The organism is Streptomyces sp. NPDC051173 (genome assembly GCF_040689515.1).
Classification (GTDB): domain Bacteria; phylum Actinomycetota; class Actinomycetes; order Streptomycetales; family Streptomycetaceae; genus Streptomyces.
In genome coordinates, this window is record NZ_JBFBBD010000030.1 from 16,565 (window position 1) to 40,823 (window position 24,259).

Genomic DNA, 24,259 nt, shown 5'->3' on the forward strand with positions numbered 1-24,259 from the left:
GGTCAGCCCCGGCTCTGCTTCTGGAGCCGGTCGAGTTCCCGCTGGAGCTCGGCCGCCGGGATGTCCACGACGTACTTCGCGCCGTGCGCCGACTTCGCCACGGCCTCCTGGACCTTCGGGGACCGGTAGATCTTGACGATCTTCCGCACGGCCTCGCTGTCCTTGTCCTTCGCCCGGGCGGCGATGACGTTGACGTACGGGCGGGCGGCGGCGCTCTCCGGGTCGTCGCGGAAGATCGCCTCCGACGGCTGGTGACCGGCCAGCACGGCGACGCCGTCGTTGATGACCGAGGCGTCGGTGTCCTTGAGGGTGCGCGGAGTCTGCTGGGCGTCGACCGGAGTGATCTTCAGATGCCTCGGATTGGCCTCGATGTCCTCCGGCGTGGCGTAGATTCCCGCCTTGTCCCTGACCTCGATCAGCTTCGCCTGCTCCAGCACGAGCAGGGCCCGGCCCTGGTTCGACGGGTCGTTGGGGATGGCGATCCGGGCGCCGTCCGGGAGTTCGGCGGGCTTCTTGTGCTTGAGGGAGTAGAGGCCCATCGGTGCCACGGAGGTGGAGGTGACGGGCACGATGTCGGTGCCGTTGCGCGCGTTGAACTGGCTGAGGAACGCCAGGTGCTGGAAAGCGTTGAGCTCGATGTCGCCGTCGGCGAGCGCCCTGTTGGGCAGCTGGTAGTCGTCGAAGGTGACGGTCTTGACGTCGATGCCCTCCTTCCTGGCCTCCTCGGCCACGACGTCCCACTCCGGGTCGGCGCCGCTGACCCCGATCCGCACCTGGTCGCCGTCGGCCGCGTCGGACAGACCGCAGGCCGACAGCAGGAGCGGGAGTACGGCGGCCGCGGACGCCGTCGCGAAGAGGCGGCGGGAAGGGGTGAGTTTCATCGACAGGCTCATTCCAGGAAGTGCAGGACCAACAAGTGCTGAGGATCGTATGAGTGGAATGAGCATTTACCTGGGAAAGAAAGGAAGGCTTCACGGGCCTGTAATAGGAGTGAAGGAATCCCCTCTGCGGGTTCCGGGGAGTTCCGGCCCTTACGCCGCCCCCGGGAAGAAGTCGACGAGCAGCATGTCGCGGACACCGGAGTCCGTGCCCGCCGCGGGCCGTACGGGGGAGACCCCGTGCAGCACCCGCCTGTCGTCGAGCAGGATCGTCTCCAGGGGTGTGGTGAGCAACGCCCGGTGCACGGGCCGCTCCTGGAGGTCGTAGAGGCAGGACTCCGCGCCCCGCACGCCCCGGCGGCGGATCAGCACCTGCGCGACGTACGCGTGGCCGTCCCGGTGCACGCCCTCGGGCGCGGGGTGGCCCTCGGCCCGGACGGTGGCGGTGACGCGGATCTGGTGGACGCCGCAGGTGTCGATGCCGGTCCGGGGGCCGGGCAGGCGCTCATGGAGGGCGTGGACGACCGCGCGCAGCACCTCGCCCGCGGCCACGGACTCCTCCAGCGGGGCGAAGAGCCGGTCCACCCCGCCGTGCACCCGGTTCACCGACCGGTCCTGGAAGAACGCGGCGTGCGGCAGCGGCGTCAGCCGGCCGTCGGCTATGCGGAAGGTGCCGTACCGGCGGAAGCGGTAGGGGCTGTCGGTGCCCAGGTGGGCGTCGGCCGGCAGGTCGTCCCAGGAGGCGGTGAACCGTGCGACGGAGTCCGCGGGAAGCCCGTCCAGCGCGGCGGTCAGCATCTCCGGGCCGAAGTGTGTGAAGGGCGGCCGTTCCGGTTCGGCGGGCTTTCCGGACGGGGCGGCGGGCCGGCCCGGCACGCGCGAAGGGGCTGACGTCATGGTGTCCTTGCCTTTGGTGCGGTGTGTTCCGTCGGCGAGGCGAGCCGCTGCGCGGTGGCCTCATCACGACATTAAGCCGACACCACGGGCCCGTTGGCCGGAACGCGTTCATCGGTGGGACGGAAGGGGGCAAACGGGCTGAGGAGAAGAAGAGGGGGCAAGAGAGGAGGGGTCGCGTGCGGAACTGCCCGGCGCACGTGCTCAGTCGGCGCCCTGCCTACCGCGTGGACCGCTCACGGCAGTCGCACGACCTGGGCTCCCCAGGTGAGGCCGGCCCCGAAGCCGAGGAACAGCGCCAGGTCGCCCGTGCCCACGGCCCCCGATTCGCGCAGCCGGGCGACGGCGAGGGGAATGGAGGCGGCCGAGGTGTTGCCGGTGTTCACCACGTCGCGGGCCACGGCGACGTGCGCGGGAAGTCCCAGCCGCTGCGCCACGGTCTCGATCATCCGCAGATTCGCCTGGTGCGGGACGAAGGCGCCGAGTTCCTCCGGGCGCACACCCGCCGCGTCCAGGGCCCGCCGGGCGCGACCCCCGCGTCGGCGGCCGCCTTCCGTGCCGCCTCCACCGCCATGTCCGCCACGGTCTCGTCCGCGGCGGCGTACCGACGCTCGACGATGCCCGTACGCCGTTCGATCCATTCAGGTGTACGGCCGGTGCGTTCCGCGATCTCGTCATTGCCCACGACGCGGTGCGGCCGATACGCGCCGATCCCCAGAATTCCTACGTCCTGTGCGGCAGCTCGCCGTATCAGCATGGCAATACCCACCTTCGGTCCGTCCTGGTGCCGGCCCGCGTCCGGCCGTCGTCACGAGGCCGCCGCCGTGCCCTCGACACGGAACGCGGCCACGGGAGAACCGGCGGAGGAAACCGTCCGGGCCCGGCCACGCCGGCCGTTGCCGGGGATCGTGGACGGAGTCCGGTTCCCGCTCCGGAAAAGGCGGGACGACCGACCCCGCCTGGGGCGATAGCGGAGCACATGGCTTCCGCGGGGCACCGGGCGCACCGCGGCGGCGGTCGCCGTGCCTCTCGTACGGGCCCCGAACCGGATCGAGCTCACTCGCCGGGGAGACTATCGCCGGGCGAGTTGGATTCCGCAACCCGATGGCGGAAGGTCGTCGAGTGTTGAACGTCACGCGGATTCCATGATTCGCGCGCCCGTGACGCGGGTCACAAAAATTATTGCTTGCTTGGCGACATAGGCCCCTTCTACGGTCACACGTGTGATCCAACTCATCGCCATGGCTGGCCTGTTGTCGACGATCGAGTTCCGTCATCGCGCGCGGTTCCCCGCGCCCGCACCGACCGGGGAAACGGTGGGCTCATGACGAACACCGCACCACCGCTGTCGCCGCTGGATCTGCTCGGCCGGGCCGCGGCCGGCAGCATCGACGCCGGAGCGCACCTGAACGGCTTCGGCGGATTTCACGGCGGGCTCACGGTCGCGCTCATGGCAGCCGCGATGCGGGGCGAGGCGCCCGGCCTTCCCCTGCGGAGCGTCACCGCGCGCTTCCACCGGCCGATCAGCGACGAGTTCCGGGTGGAGACCTCGCTGACCAGGGCCGGGCGCAGCCTCACCGCGGTCGGCGCCAGGGCCGTGACGGCCAAGGGGACACACGTCGACGCCTCGGCGGTCTTCGGGTCGCTCAAACCGGCGGAATGGCGGGAGTTCGCCCCCGCGATGCCGGAGGCGCCACCCGTCGAGGAATGCGAGATATTCGCGATCCCGCCGGAGTTCGTGCCCATTTCCGCCTATCTGGAGATCCGCCCGGTCGGCCCCAACCGGCCGTACGCGGGCGGCACGGAACCCGAACTGACCGCCTGGCTGAGGCTCGTGGGCGACGAGCGGCCACCGGACGCCCTGCGGTTCATTCTCCTGATGGACGCGCTGGCGCCGTCCTATGCCGCCGTGCTGTCGACCCTGGCCCTGGTGCCGACGGTCGAACTCACGGTACGCACCGGCGAGAACCTCGACCGCACGGCCTCGCCCTGGATCCTCCTGCGCGCCCGGACCGGCGCGGCCACCGCCGACGGCTGGGTGGACGAGGAGATCGACGCCTGGGGTCCGGACGGCGCCCACCTGGGTTCGGCCCGGCAGCTCCGCATCATCCGCACCGACTGAGAGCTCCACCGTGCACGGCGGCGGGAGCACAGGAATCCAGGGTCCGGCACCGGGCGATGAACCCGGTCACGAGACCCGTGTAACGGGGGCGCTGTGGATCACATATCAGGGTGGGCGGGTCCGCCACGGCCCGAGACCCTGCCCGAGATACTCGGACACCGTGCGAGCCTGCCCCGGCAGCTCGCCTTCCGCTTCCTGCCCGACGGCACGGACGACGCGGCCGTGGAATGGACGTACCACGACCTCGTCGAGCACGCCGACGTCATCGCCGCCGGCCTGCTGCGGCGTGAACTCACGGGCCGGCGCGTGGTCCTGGCCCTCGACCCGGGCCTGCACTACATCGCCGCCCTCTTCGGGATCTTCCGGGCCGGCGCCACCGCCGTGCCGTCCTTCCCGCCGACCGGGAAGCGGGCCCTCGCGCGCTTCGTCGCCATCGTCGAGGACTGCGCCCCCGACGTGATCATCGCGGACACCCGGCTGGCGGACCGCGTCGCCCAGTTCGAGGCGGAACTGCCCGCGTCCGTGGCCCGCCCGCACTGGATGTTCGTCGACGACGACCACTTCCGGCAGACGGCGGGCGCCCGGACCCCGGACGGCGGCCCCCACGCGGCCGCGCCGACCGACGGGCCGGCGCTGCTCCAGTACACCTCCGGCTCGACCGGCGACCCCAAGGGGATCGTGCTCACGCACGAGAACCTCGTCAGCAACTGCCGTGCCCTCGAGGCGAACATGGGGTACGAGCCCGACCGCGTCGGCTGCACCTGGCTGCCGCCCTACCACGACATGGGCCTGATGGGCACGATCATGCTCGCGGTGCACGGCGGCTGGCCCCTGGTGTTGATGCCCCCGGCGTACTTCGTGCAGCGGCCCTACCGCTGGCTCAAGGCCGTCACCGACCACAAGGTGACCATTTCGGTCGGCCCGAACTTCGCGTTCGACATCTGCACGTCGAGCATCACCGACGAGGAGCTGGCGACACTCGACCTCGGCAGCCTGCGCCAGGTCTTCTGCGGGTCCGAGCCCGTCTCGCGCGCCACCCTGGACGCCTTCCGGGACCGCTTCGGGCCGCGCGGCTACGACGAGACGTCGCTCATCCCGTGCTACGGACTCGCCGAGGCCACCCTCTACGTCTCGGGCAAGCGCACCGGCAGCGCCGTGAGGACCGTATGGCTGGACAAGGCGGAGCTGGAGAACGGCCGCGTCCGCCACCTGTCCGCCGAGGACGCAGAGGCCGCCGAAGCCGCCGAAGCCGCCGAAGATGCCGAAGCCGCCGGGGACGCCACGCTGTCGGAGGGCGGCCGGGCCGCCCGGATCGTCAGCTGCGGTGAGGTCGCCGAGGGCCACGAGGTGATCGTCGTCGACCCCGGCGAGCGGCGCCCGGCGGAGCCCGGCCGCGTCGGCGAGGTCTGGGTGAGCGGCCCGAACGTCGCCGCGGGCTATCTGGACAAGCCGGAGCTCACCGCCGAGACCTTCGCCGCGCGCCTCGCCGGTTCGGAAGCCGAACGCACCTATCTGCGCACCGGCGACCTCGGATTCCTGCACGAGGGGGAGCTCTTCATCACCGGGCGCCTCAAGGACCTCGTCGTCATCGCGGGCCGCAATCTGTATCCGCAGGACATCGAGCGTTCCGTGCGCGGCTCCCACGGGAAGCTGCGCGGCGCGGCCGCCTTCTCCGTGCCGGGGGAGAGCGGCGAGGAGCTCGTGGTGGTCACGGAATTCCGCGGCACGGCACGGCAATTGGCCGAGGAATTCGCCGGGGTGCGGGACGCGGTGGTCGCCGCGGTGACGGCCGGGCACGGCGTGGCACCGGCCGATGTGCACATCGGCCCCGTCGGCGCGATCCCGATGACGACCAGCGGCAAGGTCCGCCGGGACGCCACCCGCAAGGCATATGTCCAAGGAACGCTGAAGAAGCTGACCCCGGCCGCGGACGACCTGCCGCTGTCCGTACGGTGACGGGAGTCCCCATGACCTCTGCGCCCGAGACATCCTTCGCGCCCCCGCCCGGTGACCTCTCGGCGGCCGGCCCCGACACCGACGCCTCCGCCCGCCGCCTCGCCTATGTCACGGTGGGGGTGCCCACCCTCGGATTCCTGGGCGCGGTGGTGTTCGCCGTGGCCTACGGCTTCACCGCCGTCGACCTCGGTCTGCTCATCGGGATGTACCTGCTGACCTCCCTGGGCGTGGAGGGCGGCTTCCACCGCTTCTTCTCGCACCTGTCCTTCGCGGCCAGGCCCGGTGTCACAGCCTTCTGGGGCATCGCCGGATCGATGGCGGCCCAGGGCCCGATCGTCTTCTGGGTGGCCACGCACCGCCAGCACCACGCCTACACCGACCGCGACGGCGACCCGCACTCGCCGCGGCCGGCCGAGGACGGGCGGCGCTTCCCCCGGGTGCGCGGGCTCTGGCACGGCCACGTCGGCTGGCTGTTCACCGTCCGCCGGCAGAACTGGAGCAAGCGCGTCCCCGACCTGCTGCGGAACCGGCTGGTCATGCGGATCGACCGGTACTACTTCGGCTGGGTCCTGCTCGGTCTCGCGCTGCCCGCCCTGCTGGGCTGGGCGCTCACCGGCGGCAGCGGCCGGGGCGCCGTGGGCGGGCTGCTCTGGGGCGGGCTCGCCCGGATCTTCCTCCTCGACCACGTGACGTGGAGCGTCAACTCGATCGGTCACACGCTGGGGAGCAGGCCGCACCGCACGCGGGACAACAGCCGCAACGTCGCCTCGCTCGCGCCGTTCTCGGTGGGGGGCTCCTGGCACAACAACCACCACGCGCAGCCGGGTCTGGCGCACAACCGGCACGCGTTCTGGCAGATCGACATCGCGGGAGGCTTCATCCGGCTGCTGGACCTGCTGGGTCTGGTGTCCGACGTCCGCTATCCGAAGCGCGCGCGACCGGAATAGGCGGCGCGCCTTCGCCGGTCCGCAGGTGCGCGGAAGCGGCCGTACCGCCACGCGGCCCGGCAGCCGAAGAAAGGAGCACCACGTGTCCACCACCACCGTCGACCCTCTCGCGGCGGCCATCGTCAAGCTGGATCCCGCCAGCCGCCGCATCAAACGGTTCTCCGCACTGACCACGATGACCCTGCCGCTGCTCGGCACCGCGGCGGCGGTCTGGTTCCTGTGGACCGGAAACTTCACGACCACGGACCTGGTCCTGTTCGGTGTGATGTATTTCGTGCACATGGGCGGGATCACCATCGGGTTCCACCGCTATCTCTCGCACAAGGCGTTCAAGACGTCGCCCTTCTTCGAGGGCGTCATGATGATCACCGGATCCATGGGCGCCCAGGGCCCGTTGATGTTCTGGGTCACCACCCACCGCAGGCACCACCGGTTCAGCGACCGCGAGGGCGACCCGCACTCGCCCAACCTGCACGGCCGCGGCCTGCGGGCCAGGCTGCGCGGCCTGTGGTACGCGCACATGCCGTGGATGCTGAGCGACGAGACCTCCAAGTGGACGGTCTTCGCCCCGGACGTCCTGCGTGACCGCCGGCTGATGTGGTACCACCGCACCTATCCCACCTGGGTGCTCGCCGGCGTGCTGCTCCCGGCCGTGGCCGGCCTCGCCGTCGAGCGGACGCCGATAGCCGCCGTGACGGGCCTGGTGTTCGGCGGGCTGGCGCGGATCTTCGTCGCCAACCAGGCCGCCTGGTGCGTCGGTTCGGTCTGCCACGCCATCGGCAGCCGTCCCTTCGGCAACGCCGACCGCAGCGCCAACAACTGGCCCGTCGCCGCGTTCACGTTCGGCGAGGGGCTCCAGAACAACCACCACGCGTTCCCGGGCTCCTACCGCCACGGGGTGACCTGGTGGGAGCCGGACCTCAGCGGCTGGCTGCTCTTCGGCCTGGGCAAGGCGGGCGTCGTCTGGGACCTCAGGGAGCCCGACGCGGCCACCATCGCGCGCAAGCGGGCCGTGAAGTCCGCCGCCTGACCCCACTTGCCCCCGCCCGCCCTGACCCCACTTGCCCCCGCCCGCCCCTTCCACCGCACCCCTTTCAGCACACCCTTTCCACCACGACACCCACGGGAGCGTGAGCACCAGATGTTCGGACGCAAGAAGGAACCGCTGATAACCGGACCGCTGACGGAGGAGTCCCTCCGGCAGTGGCTGATCGGCCACCTGGCCCAGCGGATCGAGGTGCCGCCCGCCGACATCGACACCGGCAAGACGTTCGAGGCGTACGGGCTCGACTCCCGGGTCGCCGTCCAGGTGTCGGGCGCGCTGGAGAAGGTCGTCGAGCGGCGGCTGTCCCCGGGGCTGCTCTACGAGCACCAGACCATCGACGACCTGAGCGGCTATCTGGCGCGGGAGCTCAGGCTGTCCGACCGGACCGGCTGAGGGGAAGCGGGACCATGGCCGCGTACAACTTCCCCTCGGATCCCGGCGAACCCTTCAAGGACTTCCTGCGCAAGTCGGAGCGGCTGGAGGGCGAGCGGCTCGCGTCGGCGATCCCCAGGGACTACTTCGAACCCCGGGTCGCCCGCGGCCTGCTCGGCTTCGCCGTCAGCTGGGCGCTGTACGCCGGGGCGATCGTGGGCGTCGCCTACGCGCCGCACTGGCTGCTGTACATCCCGCTGTGGGTGGTGGCGGGCCTCGGCGGCTGGGGGCTGCACTGCATCGCCCACGACTGCGGGCACGGCTCGTTCTCCCGGTCGCGCAGGTTCAACTTCGCCGTCGGCCATGTGTCCCTGCTGCCCCTGGTCTACCCCTTCCACGCCTGGCGTCACGTGCACAACCTGCACCACAGCCACACCAACAACCTGGAGCTGGACACGGACTGGCGGCCGGTCCCGGCGGCACTGTACGACCGGATGCCGCTCCACGAGAAGGTGATCTACCACGGGACGCGGACCTGGGCGTTCTGGGGCGGCACCATCAACTACTGGCGGGAGTCGGGCTTCCGGCCCTCGTTCTTCCCCAAGCGGGAGGCGCGCCGCGACGTCCGCCGGTCGATCGTCTTCGTCCTGGCCGTGTGCGTCCTGTACTTCACCCCGCTCGTCTACTTCACGGGCGCGGAGGGCTTCCTCCTCTACTTCGTCGCGCCGTGGCTCGCCACCCACGCGTGGTTCAGCGCGACGACGCTGATGCACCACAGCGCCGGCGACGTGCCCTACCTGACCAGCGAGCACTGGACCCGCAACGCCAGCAGGCTGCTGGTGACGACGGACTACGTGTATCCGAGGTGGCTGCTCTTCCTCACCCACAACATCTCCATCCACACGGCGCACCACGTGGCCCCCGTCGTCCCGTACTACAACCTCCGCAAGGCCCAGGCGGCGCTGAAGGAGGCGTACCCCGGCATGGTCCGCGAGGAGCGGGTGCGGGTGGGGCAACTGGCGCGCATCATCCGGCGGCTGCACTTCTACGACACGGAGTCCGGCTTCTACACCGACTTCTCGCGTACGCACATCGCGCCGGCGGACACCCCGCCCGCGGTGAAGGCGCCGTCATGACACCGCTGAGCTTGAGGCGGATCGCCCACGCGGCGGTTGGCGCCGTGCTGCCGGGCACCGGCGGGCGCTGGGCGACCGACGTCTTCAGCCGGACCCGCACGCTGGGCGCCCGGCCCGACAACGTCCTGCCGCTGGGCGCCCGCAGGTTCGCCGTGGCGGGGAACCCCGATGTGCGCGGCGGCTATCTGTGGGGCGACGACGGCGGGCCGACCGCGCTGCTCGTCCACGGCTGGGGTTCCGACAGCAGCAGCATGTACTCCCTGATCGCTCCGCTGCGGCAACTCGGCTACCGCGTGGCCGCGTTCGACGCCCCCGCGCACGGCGTGCACGAGGGCACCCGGGCGACGATGACGCAGTTCACCACCGCCGTGGGCGCCGTCCTGGACTCCCTCGGCGGCGCGCGGGTGGTGGTCGCGCACTCGCTGGGCTCGATCGCCGCGGTCGGGGCCGTCGCCGCGCGGCCACGGCAGGGCGTCGACTGCCTCGTCCTCCTCGCCCCGACGTGCACGCTCTCGGCCGTGCTGGAGCGCTGGGCCGAGGCCGAACTGCGGCTGTCGCCCGCGATCGTCGACCGGATCCGCGCCGAACTGCACCGCCGCAACGGCGTGCCCGTCGGCCACTGGGACGTCGTCGGCCTCGGCCGCGCGCTCGACTGCCCGGTCCTCGCCCTCCACGACCCCGACGACCCGGTCGTCCCCTTCCGCGAGGCCGAGGCGATCGCCGCCGGACTGCCCGCCGTACGGCTCGAACGCGCCCCCGGCCGCGGCCACATGGGCATCCTGATGTCACCCGAAGTGAAGAGCGCCGTCTCCGCGTTCGTCGCGGAACACGGCACGAGGACTGGAGAGACCATCCCGTGAGCGAGGAAACGGAATCCGGCGGCAGGGCGTGGATGTGCCTGGTCTGCGGCTGGGTCTACTACGAAGCCCTCGGCCTGCCCGAGGAGGGCATCGCCCCCGGGACCCGCTGGGAGGACATCCCGGCGGACTGGAAGTGCCCCGACTGCGGCACGACGAAGGACGACTTCGTGATGGCCCCGCTGTAGCACCACGGCACCACAGGCCGCCGGACCCGCGGCACGACCGAGCCGCCCGGCGTGAAAAGCCCCAGTTCCGCGCGACGAAGGAGTCTCAATGACCACCGCCACGGACCCGCGCACCGCCATGATGACGCTCCTCTCCCCCCAGGGGAAGCGCGACCCGTATCCCCTCTACGAAGCCCTGCGCGCCCACGGCCCGATCCTGCCGCTGGGGCCGGGCCAGCTCGTCGTCACCGGGCACGCGGAATGCGCCAGAGCCCTCCGCGAACCCGCCCTGCTGTCCACGGACGCCGCCGTGCAGGACGCGCTGCTGCCCGGCTGGCGCGACCACTCCTCCTGGCGCTGGCTCACCAAGAACATGCTCTTCAGCAACAACCCCGACCACGACCGCTACCGCCGCTTCTTCGGCGTCGCCTTCACGCCCCGCCGCGTCGCCGACCTGCGGCCCGCCCTGGAGGGCCTGATCGGCGGGCTCGTGGACCGGCTGGCGGACCTCGGCGCGGGCGGGGCCCCGGTCGACTTCATGGCGGAGTTCGCGTTCCGGGTGCCCATGGCCGTGATGGGGGAACTGCTCGGCATACCCGCGGCCGAACAGCCCGGCTTCCGCGGCGCCATCGGCGCGATCACCACCGCCCTGGAGCCCGTCCAGGACCTCGCCCAGCTCCTCCCCGGCGACGCCGCCATGGATCAACTGGCCGTGTACTTCACCGACCTGGCCGACCGGCGCCGCGCCCGGCCCGGCACCGACCTGGTGAGCGAGATGGTCCGGCTGCGGGACGGCACCGGCGAGCTCAGCGAGGAGGAGCTGGTCGCCAACTTCATGCTGCTCCTGGTCGCCGGCACCGAAGCGCCCATGGACCTCATCGGCAACGCGCTGCGCCTCGCCGTCGAGCACCCCGAACACGCCGGCCGGCTGCGCGAGGACCCCTCGCTCGCCCCCGGCTTCGTCGAGGAGACCCTGCGCTTCGACCCCGCGGCACAGGCCCTGAACCGCATGGCCGTCGAGGACTTCGACTTCTTCGGGGTGCCGGTGGCCGCCGGCACGAAGGTGACGCTGCTGATCGCCGCGGGCAACCGCGACCCGCGCCAGTACGCGGACCCCGGCGTCTTCGACCCCGGCCGGCAGGGCAACCACGCGCTCACCCTCAGCGGGGGAGCGCACTACTGCCTCGGCGCGGGCCTGGCCCGGATGCAGGCGGAGATCGCGCTGCCCGCCGTGCTGCGCCGCTTCCCCGGCCTGACCCTCGCAGGTGAACCCACCTTCCGTGACCAGCTCGTTCAGCGCGGCTTCGGCCAACTCCCCGTGAAGTGTGGGTGAGCGGCCCACCTCACATTCCGTCAGTGCTGGGTGACGCTGTATGCTCCAGTGAGTTGGAAATGCCAACTCGCGAGCGAGGAGAGCGATGACTCAGACTGCCGCCGCTCAGGCGGGCAGTGCGACGAAGCCCCGCTTCGGTCCAGTGTTCGCCGTCGTTGTAGCCGGGGTTGCGATGTCCAACCTCGACATGTTCATCGTCAACGTCGCCCTGCCCGACATCGGCGATCAGTTCTCCGGATCCTCGCTGGCGTCCTTGTCGTGGGTCCTCAACGCCTACGCGGTCGTCTTCGCCGCGCTGCTCGTCCCGGCGGGCAGCCTCGCGGACCGCACCAGCCCCCGCCAGGCGTACCTCCTCGGCATCACCGTCTTCACCGTCGCCTCCGCCGCCTGCGCGGTGGCGCCCGGGGTGTGGGTCCTCGTCGCGGCCAGGGTCGTCCAGGCCGTCGGCGCGGCCATGCTGATCCCCTCCTCCCTCGGCATCCTGCTCGCCGCGGCCCCGCCCGAGAAGCGGGTCGCCGCGGTCCGCGGCTGGACGGCCATCAGCGGTGTGGCCGCGGCGCTCGGCCCCGTCGCCGGCGGCCTGCTCACGCAGCTCGACTGGCGCTGGGTCTTCCTGGTCAACCTGCCCATCGGCGTCTTCGCGCTGGCCGTCGGCGTGCGCGTGCTGCCCCGTACGCCCGCCCGCCCCGCCACCGCCCGGCTCGACCTCGTGGGCGCGGCCCTCCTCACCCTCGGCATCGCCGTCGTCGCCCTCGGCCTGGTCAAGAGCGAGGACTGGGGCTGGACCTCCGGCCGCACGATCGGCTCACTGGCGGCGGGCGTCGTCCTGCTGGCGCTCTTCCTCCTCAGCTCCTCCCGCCACCCCTCGCCGGTCCTGCCGCTGCACCTGCTGCGGGTGCCCGCCGTCGGGCCCTCCACCTTCGCCAACCTCCTCTTCGCGGTGGCCTTCGGCGCGATGCTCCTCTCCGCCGTGCTCTGGTGCCAGCAGGTGTGGCACTGGTCCCCGCTGCGGACCGGCCTCGCCATCGCCCCCGGCCCGCTCATGGTCCCCGGCTTCGCCATGGGCATCGGCCCCGTGATCCGGCGGTTCGGCTCGGCCGCGGTCTCCGCGATCGGCTGCCTCCTCTTCGCCGCGGGCGTCGGCTGGTGGATCCACCGCCTCGGCACCGGCCACGACTACGCCGCGGGCCTGCTCCCCGGCATGCTGCTCACCGGCATCGGGGTCGGCCTGGTCGTGCCCACGCTGGTCGGCGCCGCGGTCACCGCCCTGCCGCCGCAGAGCTTCTCCACCGGCTCGGCCGTGGTGACGATGGCGCGTCAGGTCGGTTCGGTGCTGGGTGTCGCCCTGCTCGTCGCCTTCCTCGCCGCGCCGCACGGCGGTGACCCTGTCACCTCGTTCGACCACGGCTGGGAGTTCATCCTCGTCTCGGCCGTGGCCGCGGCCGTGGTGTGCCTCTTCATCCCCCGAGCGAGGCCCAAGGAAGCGGCCTGACGGTGTACGTAACGGTGGAGCCCGGAGGCACGAAAGCCCCCGAACCCTCCTGGCTCACGCGCTCCCCTGGCGCGGCCGCGGCCTGACGGCTGTCGGCACGACGTACACCAGGCCGGGCGGCCCGTGTGCGCGGTGACCCCACCGCGCCGGGCCGCCCGGCTCTTACGTGCCCCGCGGGAACGGGGGTTTTCCCTACCCCGGCCGGGGGTTCACGTCCCTGGTCCGCCACCGCCGCCCCTGATTGGCTGGGGAACGCGGGGGAGGGAACGGCCCTCCACCGGTACGGGACACACAGGGGGACGAGGACGATGCGCGCGTACGGGCGGAAGAGCCGTTGGCCGAAGGCCGGCCGGGCGGGTGCCGCGGTGGGCGTGGCCGCGGCCGTCGCGGCGGGGATCGCGATCGCGCCGCAGGCGAGCGCCTCCGGCCCGGCCGCGGGGCACTACGGCACGCGCGCTCTGGAGGCGGACGTGCGCGCGGTGCGGGCCGCGGGCGGGAAGGTGAGCGTCCTCGCCGAGGTCGCCACCGGCGACGGTGCCGTCCGCGCCAGGTCGGCGACGGGGGCGCAGGTGCCGTGGGACGCGCGGTTCCGCACGGCGAGCACGACGAAGACGTTCACCGCCACCGTCGTGCTCCAGCTGGCCGCCGAGGGGAAGCTGTCCCTGGCCGACACGGTCGAGAAGTGGCTGCCCGGCGTGGTGTCGGGCAACGGCAACGACGGGTCGAGGATCACGGTCCGCGACCTGCTCCAGCAGACCAGCGGCCTCTTCGACTACGTGGACGACCCGGAGCTCTCCGGCGCGCTCACCGAGGACTTCGAGAAGCACCGCTACGACGCCACGCCCGCCGAGCAGTGGGTGGCCGTGGCGATGCGCCACCGGCCGCTGTTCGCACCCGACCACGAGCACCCCCGCTGGGCGTACTCCAACACCAACTACCTCCTCGCCGGCATGGTCGCGGAGAAGGCGGGCGGCCTGAGCTGGCGCGAGCAGGTCGAGCACCGCGTCATCGCCCCGCTCGGTCTGCGGGGCACCAGTGTCGCGGGCGCCAACCCCTTCATGCCCGGACCGCACGCCCAGGTGTACTTCGACGTGCCCGGCGGCGCCCGGCTGGACGTCACCGAGCACAGCCTCCAGCACACCGCGGACTCGGCGGTCATCAGCACCACCGGCGACCTCAACACCTTCTTCCGCGCCCTCGTCACCGGCAAGCTCCTGCCCGAGGCCCAACTGGCCGAGATGCGGCGGACCGTGGCCCGGACCGACGACCCCGGCGACCTGGCCGAGTGGCCGCAGGGCGAGTACGGGCTCGGGCTGCGCTGGGTCCCGCTGTCCTGCGGCAACGGCTACTGGACCCACGAGGGCGACGGATTCGGCTCGTACACCCGCACCGGCGTGACCCCGGACGGGAAGCGGTCCGTCGCCGTGTCGATCACCAGCGCGGGGGACCGCCCCGATTCGGCGCGGCTCAATCCCGCCGCCCGCAAGCTCGTCGACGACGCCCTGTGCGCACGGCCGAGCTCGGGTAACTCCGCGAAATAGGGCGTATCTCACTAAAAGGGGCGCGAGTTCGCTGCGGTGCGGCGAGTTCGCGCCCTTTTTGGTTGTTTTGTTCCTCCGTGTTGACATGTGATCCCGTGATCCATAATGCTCATTCCACTAGCTGACTAGTTAATTAGCAAAGTGGGCGGTGGGTCGGATGAGATCAGCCGACGGCGCGAGCCGTTGGGCGGTGGAGGCGCGAGGGCTGGGCAAGCGCTACCGGAAGAACTGGGCGTTGCGCGACTGCTCCTTCCGGCTGCCCGCCGGGTCGGTCTGCGGGCTCGTGGGCTCCAACGGCGCGGGCAAGAGCACCCTGCTCAACATCGCGGCGCGGCTCGTCCGGCCGACGACCGGCAGCCTGCGGATCCTCGGCCGGCCAGTGACGGACCCCGGGGTGCTCGCGAGCTGCGCCTTCGTGGCCCAGGACAAGCCGCTCTTCCCGCAGTTCACCGTGGAGGACACGCTGCGCCTCGGCGCGGAGCTCAACCCCCGCTGGGACCAGGCGGTCGCCGAGCGGATCGTGGGGTCCGGCAGGATCCCGCTCGGCGCGCGCGTGGGTACGCTCTCCGGCGGCCACCGCTCCCGGGTGGCGCTCGCCCTGGCCTTCGGCAAGCGGCCCGAACTGCTGCTGCTCGACGAGCCGCTGGCCGCGCTCGACCCGCTCTCCCAGCACGAGATCGGGGGCCTGCTGATGGCCGAGGCCGCCGAGCAGGGCACCACCGTCGTGATGTCCTCCCACCAGCTGTCCGACGTGGCCACCATGTGCGACCACCTGGTGGCCGTCGCCGACGGCCGCGTACGGCTGGCGGGTGAGGTCGACGAGCTGCTGGAGGCCCACCGGATGGTCACCGGAGCGCACCTCGTGGAGGGCGTGCCGGAGGAGATCGCGCGGCACACCGTCGTCGAGTCGCGCACCACAGGGCGGCAGTTCACCGCGCTGATCCACGCGCGGGGCCCGGTCGAGGGCGAGTGGAAGGTCACCGCGCCCAGCCTGGAGGAGGTGCTGCTGGGCTACCTCCGGTCGCCCGGCGCGCCCGCCCTGGTGACCGCGGACGCCGGACCCGAAGACATCGAGCAGACAGAGCACACCGAGCACACCGAGATCGAGGCCCGCGCCGCGCGCGGGGAGGAGGGGGCGGCATGAGCACGGCCGCAGGGACAACGAAGGGGACGGAGGCCGGCAAGCAGCCGCCGCGCCTGCTGCGTGGCATGGCGTGGCTGGTCTGGCGCCAGCACCGCACGGCGCTGGTGGCCTGCCTGGTCCTCGCGGCGTCGGCCTCCGTCTACATGCTCTGGGAACGGGCGGCGGCGGTGGACTACCTGTCCGGCGACCGGATGGGCATCCCGGACGGCGAGTTCAAGATGGCCTTCCAGGGCACGGCGTACGCGTCGGCCTTCCAGAACGGCTCCTGGGTGATGTCGATGCTGCCCGTGGCCCTGGGGGTCTTCCTCGGAGCCCCGCTGATCGCCGGTGACCTGGAGCGCGGCACCCTGAGGCTGGTGACGACCCAGTCGATGACCCGCCGCCGCTGGCTGGGCACCAAGACCGGCACGGCGGTGCTCGTCACGCTGCTGTGCTCGGTCGGGCTCTCCCTCGCGTTCACCTTCTGGTGGCGCGCGGTGCACGGTGCCACCTTCGCCGACTGGACCGAGAGCAGTGACTTCGACACCACCGGGCCCATGCCGGTGGCACTGTCGCTGCTCTACCTCGCCGTCGGCATCGCGTTCGGTGTGTTCGTCCGCCGGGTGCTGCCCGCCATGGTGCTGACGTTCGGCTTCGGGTTTGCGATGAACCTGGTCTGGGACCGGATCCGGCTGCTGCCCTTCACGCCCCGGCAGATCACGGGCCCCGTGGAGCAGGGCCAGCCCGCCGTGCCCGCAGGCGGCGCCCGTTTCGACAACTGGACCGTCGACGCCCAGGGCAAGCTCCATGGTTTCGGCGCCTGTGCCAACGAGCGCACGCCCGCCGAGTGCAGGGCGAACAAGGGCATCGTCGCCGAGCGCCTGGAATACTTCGGCCACGACCAGATGAGCGCCATGCAGTGGACGTGGGCCGGAATCCTGCTGGCGGCGGCCCTCGCGATCGCGGGCCTCACCGTGTGGTGGATCCGCAGGCGGCCACTGTGACCCGCGCGGCCGTCCGGTCCACGCGCAGACGGACGGGATGAGGGGCGGGCGACATGGTCGAGTTCAGGATCGACCGGCACAGCGGCATGGCCGCCTACCTCCAGATCGTCCAGCAGGTCCAGGAAGCGCTGCGGATGGGCATCCTCGCCGAGGGCGACCAACTGCCCACCGCGGCGCGGGTCGCGCGGGACACCAAGCTCAACCCCAACACGACGCTGAAGGCGTACCGGGAACTCGAACACCTGGGGCTGGTCGAACCCCGCCCCGGCGTGGGCACCTTCGTCAGCGCCGTCCCGGCGCAGCGGAGCCCCCTCGCCGACTCCCCGCTCCTCGGTGAACTGGTGGACTGGATGCGCCGGGCGCGCGCGGCGGGCCTGGACTGGGGAGACGTCTCGGCTCTCGTCACGGCGGCACGCGTGGACCACTTCCCCGCGGGTTGACCGGATCCTGTGGCCGGCCTGTGTGTCCGGCCGCGGGCCGTCTTGTCCGCCACACGCTTCGCGCGGTGTCCTCGGTCTCCCCCCAGCGGTAGCCGGGGGAGACCGAGGACGCTCCCCCGAACTTCGTCCGGGGGACCCCCAAGGGCGCCACCGCCGAAGGCGGCGACGGCCCCGCACCCGACCCCGACCTACGAAACGGCATGACGACACCATGAAACCGGTCCCGATACCCGGCTCCCGCACCGCGGAGGACGCCCCGGCGGCGGAGCCCGCCGCCGGGGCGGCGCTGCCCGCGTCATCGCCCGCGGGCATGGCGAAACGTATCTTCCCCTGGGTGTGGCCGCCCCTCGCGGTCTACGCCGTCACCACCGCGCTGCATCTCGTGCTGCTGTCCGCGATGGCCGGCCCCGACGGCCCCGGGCTGCGGGACCGGCTGCTCTCCTGGGACGGCGCGCTGTACGTCGACATAGCCGCCAACGGCTATCCCGACGGCTACACCTACGCCGCCGACGGCAGCCTCACCGGCAACAACCTCGCGTTCTTCCCGCTGTATCCGCTGCTGATCCGCGTGGTGCACACCTTCACGGGCCTCGGCCACGAGATGGCGGGCATCGTCACCGCCCACCTCGCGCTGATCGCCGCGCTGATCGTCGCGCAGTGCCTCCTGACCCGGCTGTACGGACGGCGGACCGCCGTCATCGGGATCGTCCTGCTGGCCGGGGCGCAGCCGATGGCCGTCGCCTTCCTCATGTCCTACAGCGAGTCGCTGTTCCTGGCGCTGGCCGCCGGGACGCTGCTGGCCGCGCACCGCCGCGCCTGGCTCACCGCGGGCACGCTCGCGCTGCTCACCGGGCTGACCCGGCCCGCCGCGGCGGCCGTGGTGGCGGCCCTGGCCGTGGCCGTCGCCCTGGAGCTGCTCCGTGAACGCCGCTGGCGGGCCCGCCCCTTGGCGGCCCTCGCCCTGGCCTGCGCGGGCACGCCCCTGTACCTGTGGTGGGTGGGCGCGCGCGTCGGTGATCCGGACGCGTGGTTCACCATCCAGGAGGCCGGCTGGGGCACGCACTGGGACAACGGTGCGGCGTTCCTCGACTTCCTCCAGGACTCGCTCGCCCACAGCGAGGGCTGGGTGCCGGTGAGCACGGCCGTACTGCTGCTCGCTCTGGTCTGCGCCACGGTGGCGGCGTGGCGGCGCGACGCGTGGCCGCCGCTGCTCGTCCACGGCACGGGCATCCTGGTGCTCACGCTCTGTCAGAGCAATTACTCCCACTCCAAGCTGCGCCTGCTGGTGCCGGGCCTGCTCTTCCTGGTGCCCGCGGCGAGGGCGCTGGCCCGGGCGCGCCAGCGCACGGCGGTGATCGCCCTGACGGCGGCGACGTTCTTCGGCTGCTGGTACGGCGCGTACATGCTCACGGTCTGGCACTTCGCGATCTGAGCGGCTGGGGTGGGCCACCGCGCGGTCGTGCGTGAGTAATCGTACCGCTGCGGAGAGTTAAAATTTTTGACGTGTTGCCGCACAACCAGCTCCGCCTTCCGGTTCATTGGACGCACCGCACGACGGATCGAGGGATCTGTGACTGGAGAGACGGACCGGCTCCCGCCGCTCCGCACGCGCAGCCGTCGACTGGCGATCACCTTCGCCGCGTTCCGCGAGATGCACGCGAGGCGCTGGTGTGCGTACGCCCATGTGCACACCGGCGACGGTGAGGCGGCGGAGGAGATCGTGGCGGCGGTCTTCGAGCAGTTGGGCCGGCGGTGGCCGTATGTGCTGCGCCGGCCGTCCGCCGACGCGTACGCCTGGTCGTTGCTCAAGGAGCACCTCGCCGTCTGGCTCGCGGTGCGCGGCCGGGACTCGGCGCTGGTGACGGCCGCGTTCGGCTGCGTCACCCGCCTGCCCCAGGAATGCCGTCAGCGGTTCGAGCTGCTGGAGAACCGGATGGCGCTGTACGCGGCGATCGCCCGGCTGCCCGAGCGGCAGTGCGACGCCCTCGTCCTCAACCATGTGATCGGCTACAGCGTGGTCCAGGTCGCGAGCCTGCTCGGCGCCGACGAGTCCCTGGTGCACTCCCACATCGGCCACGCGAAGCGCAAGCTCGCCTCCGGCCTGCCCGTCGGGCATCCCGTCAGCGGGAGTTGACCCCGCGGGATCCGAGACTGTCGGCCGGGGCGCGGCGAGCGGCGGGGACCACCACGGGGGAGCCGTCGGCGGGGGCCTGGAGGATGTCGGCCTCGATGCCGTAGAGCTCGCGCACCAGGGCCGTGTCGACGACCTCCCGGGGCGCGCCGTGGGCGACGACCCTGCCGTCCTTCATCGCGATCACGGAATCGGCGTAGCGGGCCGCGCCCGCGAGGTCGTGGAGGACCATGACGACCGTGCGTCCGGCCGTGGCCACCTCGCGCACGAGGTCCAGGACCTCGACCGCGTGGCCGATGTCGAGCGCGCTCGTGGGCTCGTCGAGGAGGACGACGGGCGTCTCCTGCGCGAGCACCATCGCCAGCCAGCAGCGCCGGCGCTGGCCGCCGGAGAGCCGGTCCAGGCGGCGGTCGGCGAGCTCCTCGACCCCGGTGGCCCGCAGGGCCTCCGTCACGGCGCGCTCGTCGTCGCGCGACCACTGGCGGAAGAGCCCCTGGTGCGGGTGGCGGCCGTAGCGGACGAGCCCGGCGACGGTGACGGCCTCGGGTGCCGGCGGGGACTGGGGGAGGAGCGCGACGCGGTGCGCCGCCTGACGCTGTCTCAGCTGCCAGATGTCGGCGTCGCCCACGTGCACCCGGCCGGACTCGGGCTGGTGGAGGCGGGCGATGGCGCGCAGCAGCGTCGACTTGCCGCAGCCGTTGGGGCCGACGATCGCGGCGACCTGGCCGGAGGGGACGGTGAGGTCGACGCCTGCCACGGCGCGGTGACCGGGGTAGCCGGCGATGAGCTGTTCGACGCGGAGCTCCACGGGCGGGGGCCTTTCCAGAAGATCGCCGATCGGTGTGGACCCTTGTGCGACAGGGTCTTCCGGTGAGGCGCGCGCCGGCGCCCCTTTATCAGACGCCCGCACCCTCCTCGCGTCAGCATGCGAGGCCCCAATCACCCGATGGTGAGGCGGATTTCGTCACGTGAGGAGACCGGTGCAACGATGCGCTCGCCCGAACCGACTATCTGAGTAACTGGAGCCTGTATGCAGCGATGTGGGGGAGCATCGGCCGGCCGCTGGGGAGCGGCGATGGTCGCGTCGGCCACGGCCGTCGTCCTCGCGCTCCCGGCGCCCATGGCGGAGGCCGCCGGCGCGAGCGGCCCGCCGAAGGTCGCCGCCAAGGGCGCGTACCTGCTCGACAGCGGTGCCGACAAGCAACTGTGGGCCAAGGAGGCCGATGCCAGGCGGCAGATGGCCAGCACCACCAAGATCATGACCGCCGTCGTGGTGCTCGACAGTCACGGGGTGGACCTCGACCGGCAGATCCTGGTCAAGCAGTCCTACCGCGACTACGTGACGCGCACCGGAGCGAGCACGGCCGACCTCCGCACCGGCGACAAGCTGACGGTCAGGCAGCTGCTCTACGCGCTGATGCTGCCGTCCGGCTGCGACGCCGCCTACGCGCTCGCCGACTCCTTCGGCAGCGGCGACGACGAGGGCGCGCGCACCCGTTCGTTCATCGCCATGATGAACAAGAAGGCCGCCGAGCTCGGGCTGACCCGCACCACCTACGACTCCTTCGACGGCATCTCCTCCCGGGGCGGCAACCTCACCACCCCGCGCGACCTGGCGAAGCTCTCCCGGCACGCGCTGGGGAACCGCACCTTCCGCCAGGTCATGGGATCCCTGAACACCCAGCAGAAGGCGACGAACGTCAACCGCCTCTACACCTGGTACAACACCAACAAGCTGCTCGGCTCCTACAAGGACGTCATCGGCATCAAGACCGGCACCACCTCCGCCGCCGGCCCCTGCCTGGTCTTCGCCGCGCAGCGCCGCGGCCGCGCCGTGATCGGCGTCATCCTCGACGACGCCACCGGGCGCTACCCCGACGCCGCCAGGATGCTCGACTACGCCTACGGCAAGCACACCGAGCTGAAGCTCCGCAAGCTCCCCCCGATGGCCCGCGAGGACTGACCGGCCCGGCACCCCGCCGACGGCCCCCAGAGCCCGGACCCCCGACCGGAGGTCCGGGTTCCGCGCGTGTGCGGACCCTTGGTGTGAGTGTCCGTCACTTCCCAGGAACCAGCACTGTTTTGTACCTGAACGAGTGAACCGTCAGCGGGGAAGTGCCGGATGCCGAACTCCCCGGCACGCAGGGGGAGATAGAGTCCTTCCTGTCCGGAAACGGACATCGGATCCCCGCGTTCGCCGACGGTTGTACCGGACCGCACCGCCGTCCGCCGGGGCCCGCCACCCCCACTCCGGCTCCTCGGCACGTCGCCGCCCACCCCTGCGGCCTTCGCATGCCCATGGGCCCTGCCCAAGAACGGGAGCGCACCCCCACCACTTCGTCCACCGAACCCTGGAGGCGCCATGTCCGCCCGAACCGAGCCCCGGAACGACCCGCGAGCCCACCGCCCACGGCCCGCCGCACCGGAGCGCCGGCCCGCCGCGGCGAGTGACCGGCCGGAGGCACGATGACCGTCCTCAAGGGGCGGACACCACGGACGATCCCCGTCTCGGTCAGCGAACTGCTCCTGTTCGGCGGCGCCTTGCGGTGCGACGCGCCGTTCGCGAACCACGAGAAACCCCTCCTGCGGCTCACCTTCCGGTCGATGGCCCGGCAGTTCCCGGCCATGGTCGGCACAGTGGCGAAGGCCGCCTGGCGCGAGGACCCCGCCGCGCTGCTCACCCTGCTGGGCGCCGAGCTGGGGCAGGGCGCGGCCCGCGCCTTCGGGCTGGTGGCCACCAATCAGGTGCTCGTCGCCCTCTTCGCCTCCGGACCCACCCCCGGGCGGATCCACCGGGCGCTGCCCGCCCTCCTCGCCGTCACCGCGGTCAGCGCGGCCTCCGCCCTGCTCGCCTCGGTCTCCCTGGCCGCCGCCGGGCAGTTGGAGCCCAAGGTGGAGCGGGTGTGCACCGCCCGCTTCTACCGCACCGCGGTCCGGGTGGAGCTCGCGACGCTGGAGGACAAGGACTTCCACCGCAAGCTCGACGCCGGCCGCTTCGGCACCGACTCGGTGCGGATGATGCTCGGCTCCTCGGTGCTCGTCGTCAACGCCCTGATCGGGCTGGTCTCGGCCGCCGGCGTACTGGCGCTGCTGCACCCCTCACTGGTGTTCATGCTGCTGCTGATCGCGGCGCCCAAGGGCTGGGGCGCGGTCGTCTCCGCCCGCCGCCAGTACGCCTCGCGGCACGTCTGGATCGAGCACCGGCGTGCCATCTCCGTCATCACCTCCACGCTGACCAGCCAGGACTCCGCCGCCGAGATCCGCGTCCACGGCGCGGGCCGGATGCTCGTCGACGCCTACGACGACATGGCGGCCACCATGGAGAAGGAGCAGCAGCGCCTGGCCCGCGCCCAGGCGGCCACCCAGAGCGCGTCCTCGGCGCTGTCCGGGCTGGCGGCCGTCGCCGCGTACGGCGTGCTGTGGCTGCTGCTGGCGTCCGGGGGAGTGCCGCTGGCGATCGCCGGCACCGCGGTGATCGCCGTGCGCGCCTGCGGAGCCGGGCTCACCTCCCTGGTGATCCAGGTCAACCGGCTCTACGAGGAGGCGATGTATCTGGCCGACCTGGAGGACGCCTGCCGCACCGCCGAGCGCCACGCCATCCCCTCCGGCGGGACGCCGCTGGCGGCGGGGGTGCGCGAGATCCGGCTGGAGAAGGTCTCGTTCGTCTACCCCGACACCACGGCCCCCGCGCTCTACGAGGTCAGCCTGGCCATTCCGCCCGGCAAGGTCGTGGCCCTGGTCGGTGCGAACGGCTCCGGCAAGACGACCCTGTCCAAGCTGGTCGCCGGGCTCTATCTGCCGACGTCGGGATGTCTGTCCTGGAACGGCGTCGACGTCCGGGAGGCCGACCGCGACCAGCTCTTCGACCAAGTCGCCGTCCTTTCCCAGGACTTCCCCCGCTGGCCCATGACCGCCCGGGCCAACGTCCACATCGGCAGGCCGGGGCGGCGGCTCGACCAGGACCTCATCGACCGCGCGGCCGCCGACGCCGACGCGACCGATGTCGTCAAGTCCCTGCCGCACCAGTGGGACAGCCTGATCATCAAGGGCTTCGAGCGCGGCACCCAGATCTCCGGCGGCCAGTGGCAGCGGCTGGGCAGCGCCCGGGCCCGCTACCGCCGCGCCCCGCTGCTCATCGTGGACGAACCCACCTCCGCGCTGGACCCCAAGGCCGAGGCGGAGGCGTTCCGTTCGCTGCGGACGCTGACCGACGAGGGCACGACCGTCCTGCTGATCACTCACCGGCTGGCCGCGACCGCGACCGCCGACCTCATCTATGTCCTGGACCGCGGACACCTCGTGGGCGAAGGCACCCACGAGGAGCTGATGGCCGTGGAAGGCGGGCTGTACCGCTCGATGTACGAGCTCCAGGCCGCCCAGTACGGCATCGATCCCGCTCCGCGATCCGTCCCCGACCCCGTCAGGCGCAATGGTTCCCCGCATGCACAGCCCGCCCAGGCCTGACGGCCGCACCGACGCCCCGTGCCCGTCCCGGCCCTCGCCCTCCGCCCCGTCCCTGCCGCATCCCAGGTCCCCGTCGTCGCGGTCGTCCCCGGTCGGCCGGCCCTCCCTGTCCCCGTCCGTACCCGAACCGTCGTCACCGCCCGTCCGGCCGGCGCCGCCCGCGGCCGTGTCCGCACCGTCGGTCCCACCGGTCCGGCCGGCCCCACCGGTCCGGCCGCCCCTGGGGCCGCTGGCGAGTACCTTGCGTGATGTCTTCGGGTGCCTGGGTGTGATCACGGCGGCGGTCCTCATCTCCTTCCTCTGCGTTCACTTGAGCCACGCGTTCCCCGAACTCTCGGCCAAATGAACGGAGTCGGG

Annotated in this window: 21 protein-coding genes and 1 pseudogene; 18 read left to right on the forward strand and 4 right to left on the reverse strand. The window is 72.1% G+C overall.

The features are described from left to right. Positions 1-2 precede the first annotated feature (2 nt). The 3 genes and pseudogenes from AB0435_RS17820 to AB0435_RS17830 form a co-directional block, all read right to left on the reverse strand. Complete coding sequence (locus AB0435_RS17820; protein ID WP_366427384.1) at positions 3-881, reverse strand: MetQ/NlpA family ABC transporter substrate-binding protein; 879 nt, start codon at positions 879-881, stop codon at positions 3-5. 150 nt (positions 882-1,031) lie between these two features. Then, a complete protein-coding gene (locus AB0435_RS17825) occupies positions 1,032-1,775 on the reverse strand; it encodes a 2OG-Fe dioxygenase family protein (RefSeq protein WP_366427385.1) in 744 nt (247 codons plus the stop codon). Positions 1,776-2,008: 233 nt separating this feature from the next. Continuing rightward, positions 2,009-2,529: pseudogene (locus AB0435_RS17830) on the reverse strand (3-oxoacyl-[acyl-carrier-protein] synthase III C-terminal domain-containing protein). A 567-nt stretch (positions 2,530-3,096) separates the two neighbouring features. Between AB0435_RS17830 and AB0435_RS17835 the strand changes: the two are divergent. The 16 genes from AB0435_RS17835 (at position 3,097) to AB0435_RS17910 (ending at position 19,441) form a co-directional block, all read left to right on the forward strand. Continuing rightward, positions 3,097-3,894 (forward strand): thioesterase family protein, encoded by a 798-nt coding sequence (locus AB0435_RS17835; protein ID WP_366004717.1) that lies wholly within the window; start codon positions 3,097-3,099, stop codon positions 3,892-3,894. Positions 3,895-3,987: 93 nt separating this feature from the next. Continuing rightward, positions 3,988-5,850: a fatty acyl-AMP ligase gene (locus tag AB0435_RS17840; RefSeq protein WP_366427386.1), complete on the forward strand. Its 1,863-nt coding sequence runs from the start codon at positions 3,988-3,990 to the stop codon at positions 5,848-5,850. Positions 5,851-5,861: 11 nt separating this feature from the next. Beyond that, the gene (locus AB0435_RS17845; protein WP_366427387.1) at positions 5,862-6,797 is read left to right on the forward strand and encodes an acyl-CoA desaturase; all 936 of its coding nucleotides are present in this window, start codon (positions 5,862-5,864) and stop codon (positions 6,795-6,797) included. 82 nt (positions 6,798-6,879) lie between these two features. Beyond that, positions 6,880-7,827, forward strand: a complete 948-nt coding sequence (locus tag AB0435_RS17850) for an acyl-CoA desaturase (RefSeq protein ID WP_366427388.1) — start codon at positions 6,880-6,882, stop codon at positions 7,825-7,827. A 111-nt stretch (positions 7,828-7,938) separates the two neighbouring features. Beyond that, positions 7,939-8,235, forward strand: a complete 297-nt coding sequence (locus tag AB0435_RS17855) for an acyl carrier protein (protein ID WP_366004713.1) — start codon at positions 7,939-7,941, stop codon at positions 8,233-8,235. A 14-nt stretch (positions 8,236-8,249) separates the two neighbouring features. Then, a complete protein-coding gene (locus tag AB0435_RS17860) occupies positions 8,250-9,350 on the forward strand; it encodes a fatty acid desaturase (RefSeq protein WP_366004712.1) in 1,101 nt (366 codons plus the stop codon). After that, positions 9,347-10,210: an alpha/beta fold hydrolase gene (locus tag AB0435_RS17865; protein WP_366004711.1), complete on the forward strand. Its 864-nt coding sequence runs from the start codon at positions 9,347-9,349 to the stop codon at positions 10,208-10,210. Before AB0435_RS17860 ends, AB0435_RS17865 begins: the two co-directional genes overlap by 4 nt. Before the next feature lie 32 nt (positions 10,211-10,242). Next, positions 10,243-10,395, forward strand: a complete 153-nt coding sequence (locus AB0435_RS17870; protein WP_366004735.1) for a rubredoxin — start codon at positions 10,243-10,245, stop codon at positions 10,393-10,395. 88 nt (positions 10,396-10,483) lie between these two features. Continuing rightward, positions 10,484-11,707 (forward strand): cytochrome P450, encoded by a 1,224-nt coding sequence (locus AB0435_RS17875; RefSeq protein WP_366004710.1) that lies wholly within the window; start codon positions 10,484-10,486, stop codon positions 11,705-11,707. 85 nt (positions 11,708-11,792) lie between these two features. Further along, complete coding sequence (locus tag AB0435_RS17880) at positions 11,793-13,199, forward strand: MFS transporter (protein ID WP_366427389.1); 1,407 nt, start codon at positions 11,793-11,795, stop codon at positions 13,197-13,199. 308 nt (positions 13,200-13,507) lie between these two features. Next, complete coding sequence (locus AB0435_RS17885) at positions 13,508-14,740, forward strand: serine hydrolase domain-containing protein (protein WP_366427390.1); 1,233 nt, start codon at positions 13,508-13,510, stop codon at positions 14,738-14,740. A gap of 157 nt (positions 14,741-14,897) precedes the next feature. Then, positions 14,898-15,884, forward strand: a complete 987-nt coding sequence (locus tag AB0435_RS17890) for an ABC transporter ATP-binding protein (protein WP_366427391.1) — start codon at positions 14,898-14,900, stop codon at positions 15,882-15,884. Then, on the forward strand, positions 15,881-16,867 hold the full coding sequence (locus tag AB0435_RS17895; protein WP_366427392.1) for an ABC transporter permease: 987 nt from the start codon (positions 15,881-15,883) through the stop codon (positions 16,865-16,867). Before AB0435_RS17890 ends, AB0435_RS17895 begins: the two co-directional genes overlap by 4 nt. 53 nt (positions 16,868-16,920) lie before the next feature. Further along, a complete protein-coding gene (locus AB0435_RS17900; RefSeq protein ID WP_366004705.1) occupies positions 16,921-17,307 on the forward strand; it encodes a GntR family transcriptional regulator in 387 nt (128 codons plus the stop codon). A gap of 211 nt (positions 17,308-17,518) precedes the next feature. After that, a complete protein-coding gene (locus AB0435_RS17905; protein WP_366427393.1) occupies positions 17,519-18,739 on the forward strand; it encodes a hypothetical protein in 1,221 nt (406 codons plus the stop codon). A gap of 138 nt (positions 18,740-18,877) precedes the next feature. After that, positions 18,878-19,441, forward strand: a complete 564-nt coding sequence (locus tag AB0435_RS17910; protein WP_366004703.1) for a sigma-70 family RNA polymerase sigma factor — start codon at positions 18,878-18,880, stop codon at positions 19,439-19,441. Here AB0435_RS17910 and AB0435_RS17915 read toward each other — a convergent pair. Next, positions 19,428-20,246 carry an ABC transporter ATP-binding protein gene (locus tag AB0435_RS17915; RefSeq protein WP_366004702.1) on the reverse strand — a complete coding sequence of 273 codons (819 nt, stop codon included), beginning with the start codon at positions 20,244-20,246 and terminating at the stop codon, positions 19,428-19,430. The genes AB0435_RS17910 and AB0435_RS17915 overlap by 14 nt on opposite strands. A gap of 222 nt (positions 20,247-20,468) precedes the next feature. Between AB0435_RS17915 and AB0435_RS17920 the strand changes: the two genes are divergently transcribed. After that, entirely contained in the window at positions 20,469-21,401 is a 933-nt protein-coding gene (locus AB0435_RS17920; RefSeq protein ID WP_366004701.1) for a serine hydrolase, read from the forward strand. 503 nt (positions 21,402-21,904) lie between these two features. Next, positions 21,905-23,902 carry an ABC transporter ATP-binding protein gene (locus tag AB0435_RS17925; RefSeq protein WP_366427394.1) on the forward strand — a complete coding sequence of 666 codons (1,998 nt, stop codon included), beginning with the start codon at positions 21,905-21,907 and terminating at the stop codon, positions 23,900-23,902. The last annotated feature ends 357 nt before the right edge of the window (positions 23,903-24,259 follow it).

What these genes read in the sequence shown, in the direction of transcription:
- AB0435_RS17860 (WP_366004712.1), top strand. Translation starts at nt 8,250, where the DNA reads ATGGCCGCGTACAACTTCCCCTCGGATCCCGGCGAACCCTTCAAGGAC.
- AB0435_RS17905 (WP_366427393.1), top strand. Translation starts at nt 17,519, where the DNA reads ATGAAACCGGTCCCGATACCCGGCTCCCGCACCGCGGAGGACGCCCCG.
- AB0435_RS17920 (WP_366004701.1), top strand. Translation starts at nt 20,469, where the DNA reads ATGCAGCGATGTGGGGGAGCATCGGCCGGCCGCTGGGGAGCGGCGATG.
- AB0435_RS17835 (WP_366004717.1), top strand. Translation starts at nt 3,097, where the DNA reads ATGACGAACACCGCACCACCGCTGTCGCCGCTGGATCTGCTCGGCCGG.
- AB0435_RS17925 (WP_366427394.1), top strand. Translation starts at nt 21,905, where the DNA reads ATGACCGTCCTCAAGGGGCGGACACCACGGACGATCCCCGTCTCGGTC.
- AB0435_RS17855 (WP_366004713.1), top strand. Translation starts at nt 7,939, where the DNA reads ATGTTCGGACGCAAGAAGGAACCGCTGATAACCGGACCGCTGACGGAG.
- AB0435_RS17880 (WP_366427389.1), top strand. Translation starts at nt 11,793, where the DNA reads ATGACTCAGACTGCCGCCGCTCAGGCGGGCAGTGCGACGAAGCCCCGC.
- AB0435_RS17875 (WP_366004710.1), top strand. Translation starts at nt 10,484, where the DNA reads ATGACCACCGCCACGGACCCGCGCACCGCCATGATGACGCTCCTCTCC.
- AB0435_RS17865 (WP_366004711.1), top strand. Translation starts at nt 9,347, where the DNA reads ATGACACCGCTGAGCTTGAGGCGGATCGCCCACGCGGCGGTTGGCGCC.
- AB0435_RS17870 (WP_366004735.1), top strand. Translation starts at nt 10,243, where the DNA reads ATGTGCCTGGTCTGCGGCTGGGTCTACTACGAAGCCCTCGGCCTGCCC.
- AB0435_RS17825 (WP_366427385.1), bottom strand. Translation starts at nt 1,775, where the DNA reads ATGACGTCAGCCCCTTCGCGCGTGCCGGGCCGGCCCGCCGCCCCGTCC.
- AB0435_RS17895 (WP_366427392.1), top strand. Translation starts at nt 15,881, where the DNA reads ATGAGCACGGCCGCAGGGACAACGAAGGGGACGGAGGCCGGCAAGCAG.
- AB0435_RS17820 (WP_366427384.1), bottom strand. Translation starts at nt 881, where the DNA reads ATGAAACTCACCCCTTCCCGCCGCCTCTTCGCGACGGCGTCCGCGGCC.
- AB0435_RS17900 (WP_366004705.1), top strand. Translation starts at nt 16,921, where the DNA reads ATGGTCGAGTTCAGGATCGACCGGCACAGCGGCATGGCCGCCTACCTC.
- AB0435_RS17845 (WP_366427387.1), top strand. Translation starts at nt 5,862, where the DNA reads ATGACCTCTGCGCCCGAGACATCCTTCGCGCCCCCGCCCGGTGACCTC.
- AB0435_RS17890 (WP_366427391.1), top strand. Translation starts at nt 14,898, where the DNA reads ATGAGATCAGCCGACGGCGCGAGCCGTTGGGCGGTGGAGGCGCGAGGG.
- AB0435_RS17885 (WP_366427390.1), top strand. Translation starts at nt 13,508, where the DNA reads ATGCGCGCGTACGGGCGGAAGAGCCGTTGGCCGAAGGCCGGCCGGGCG.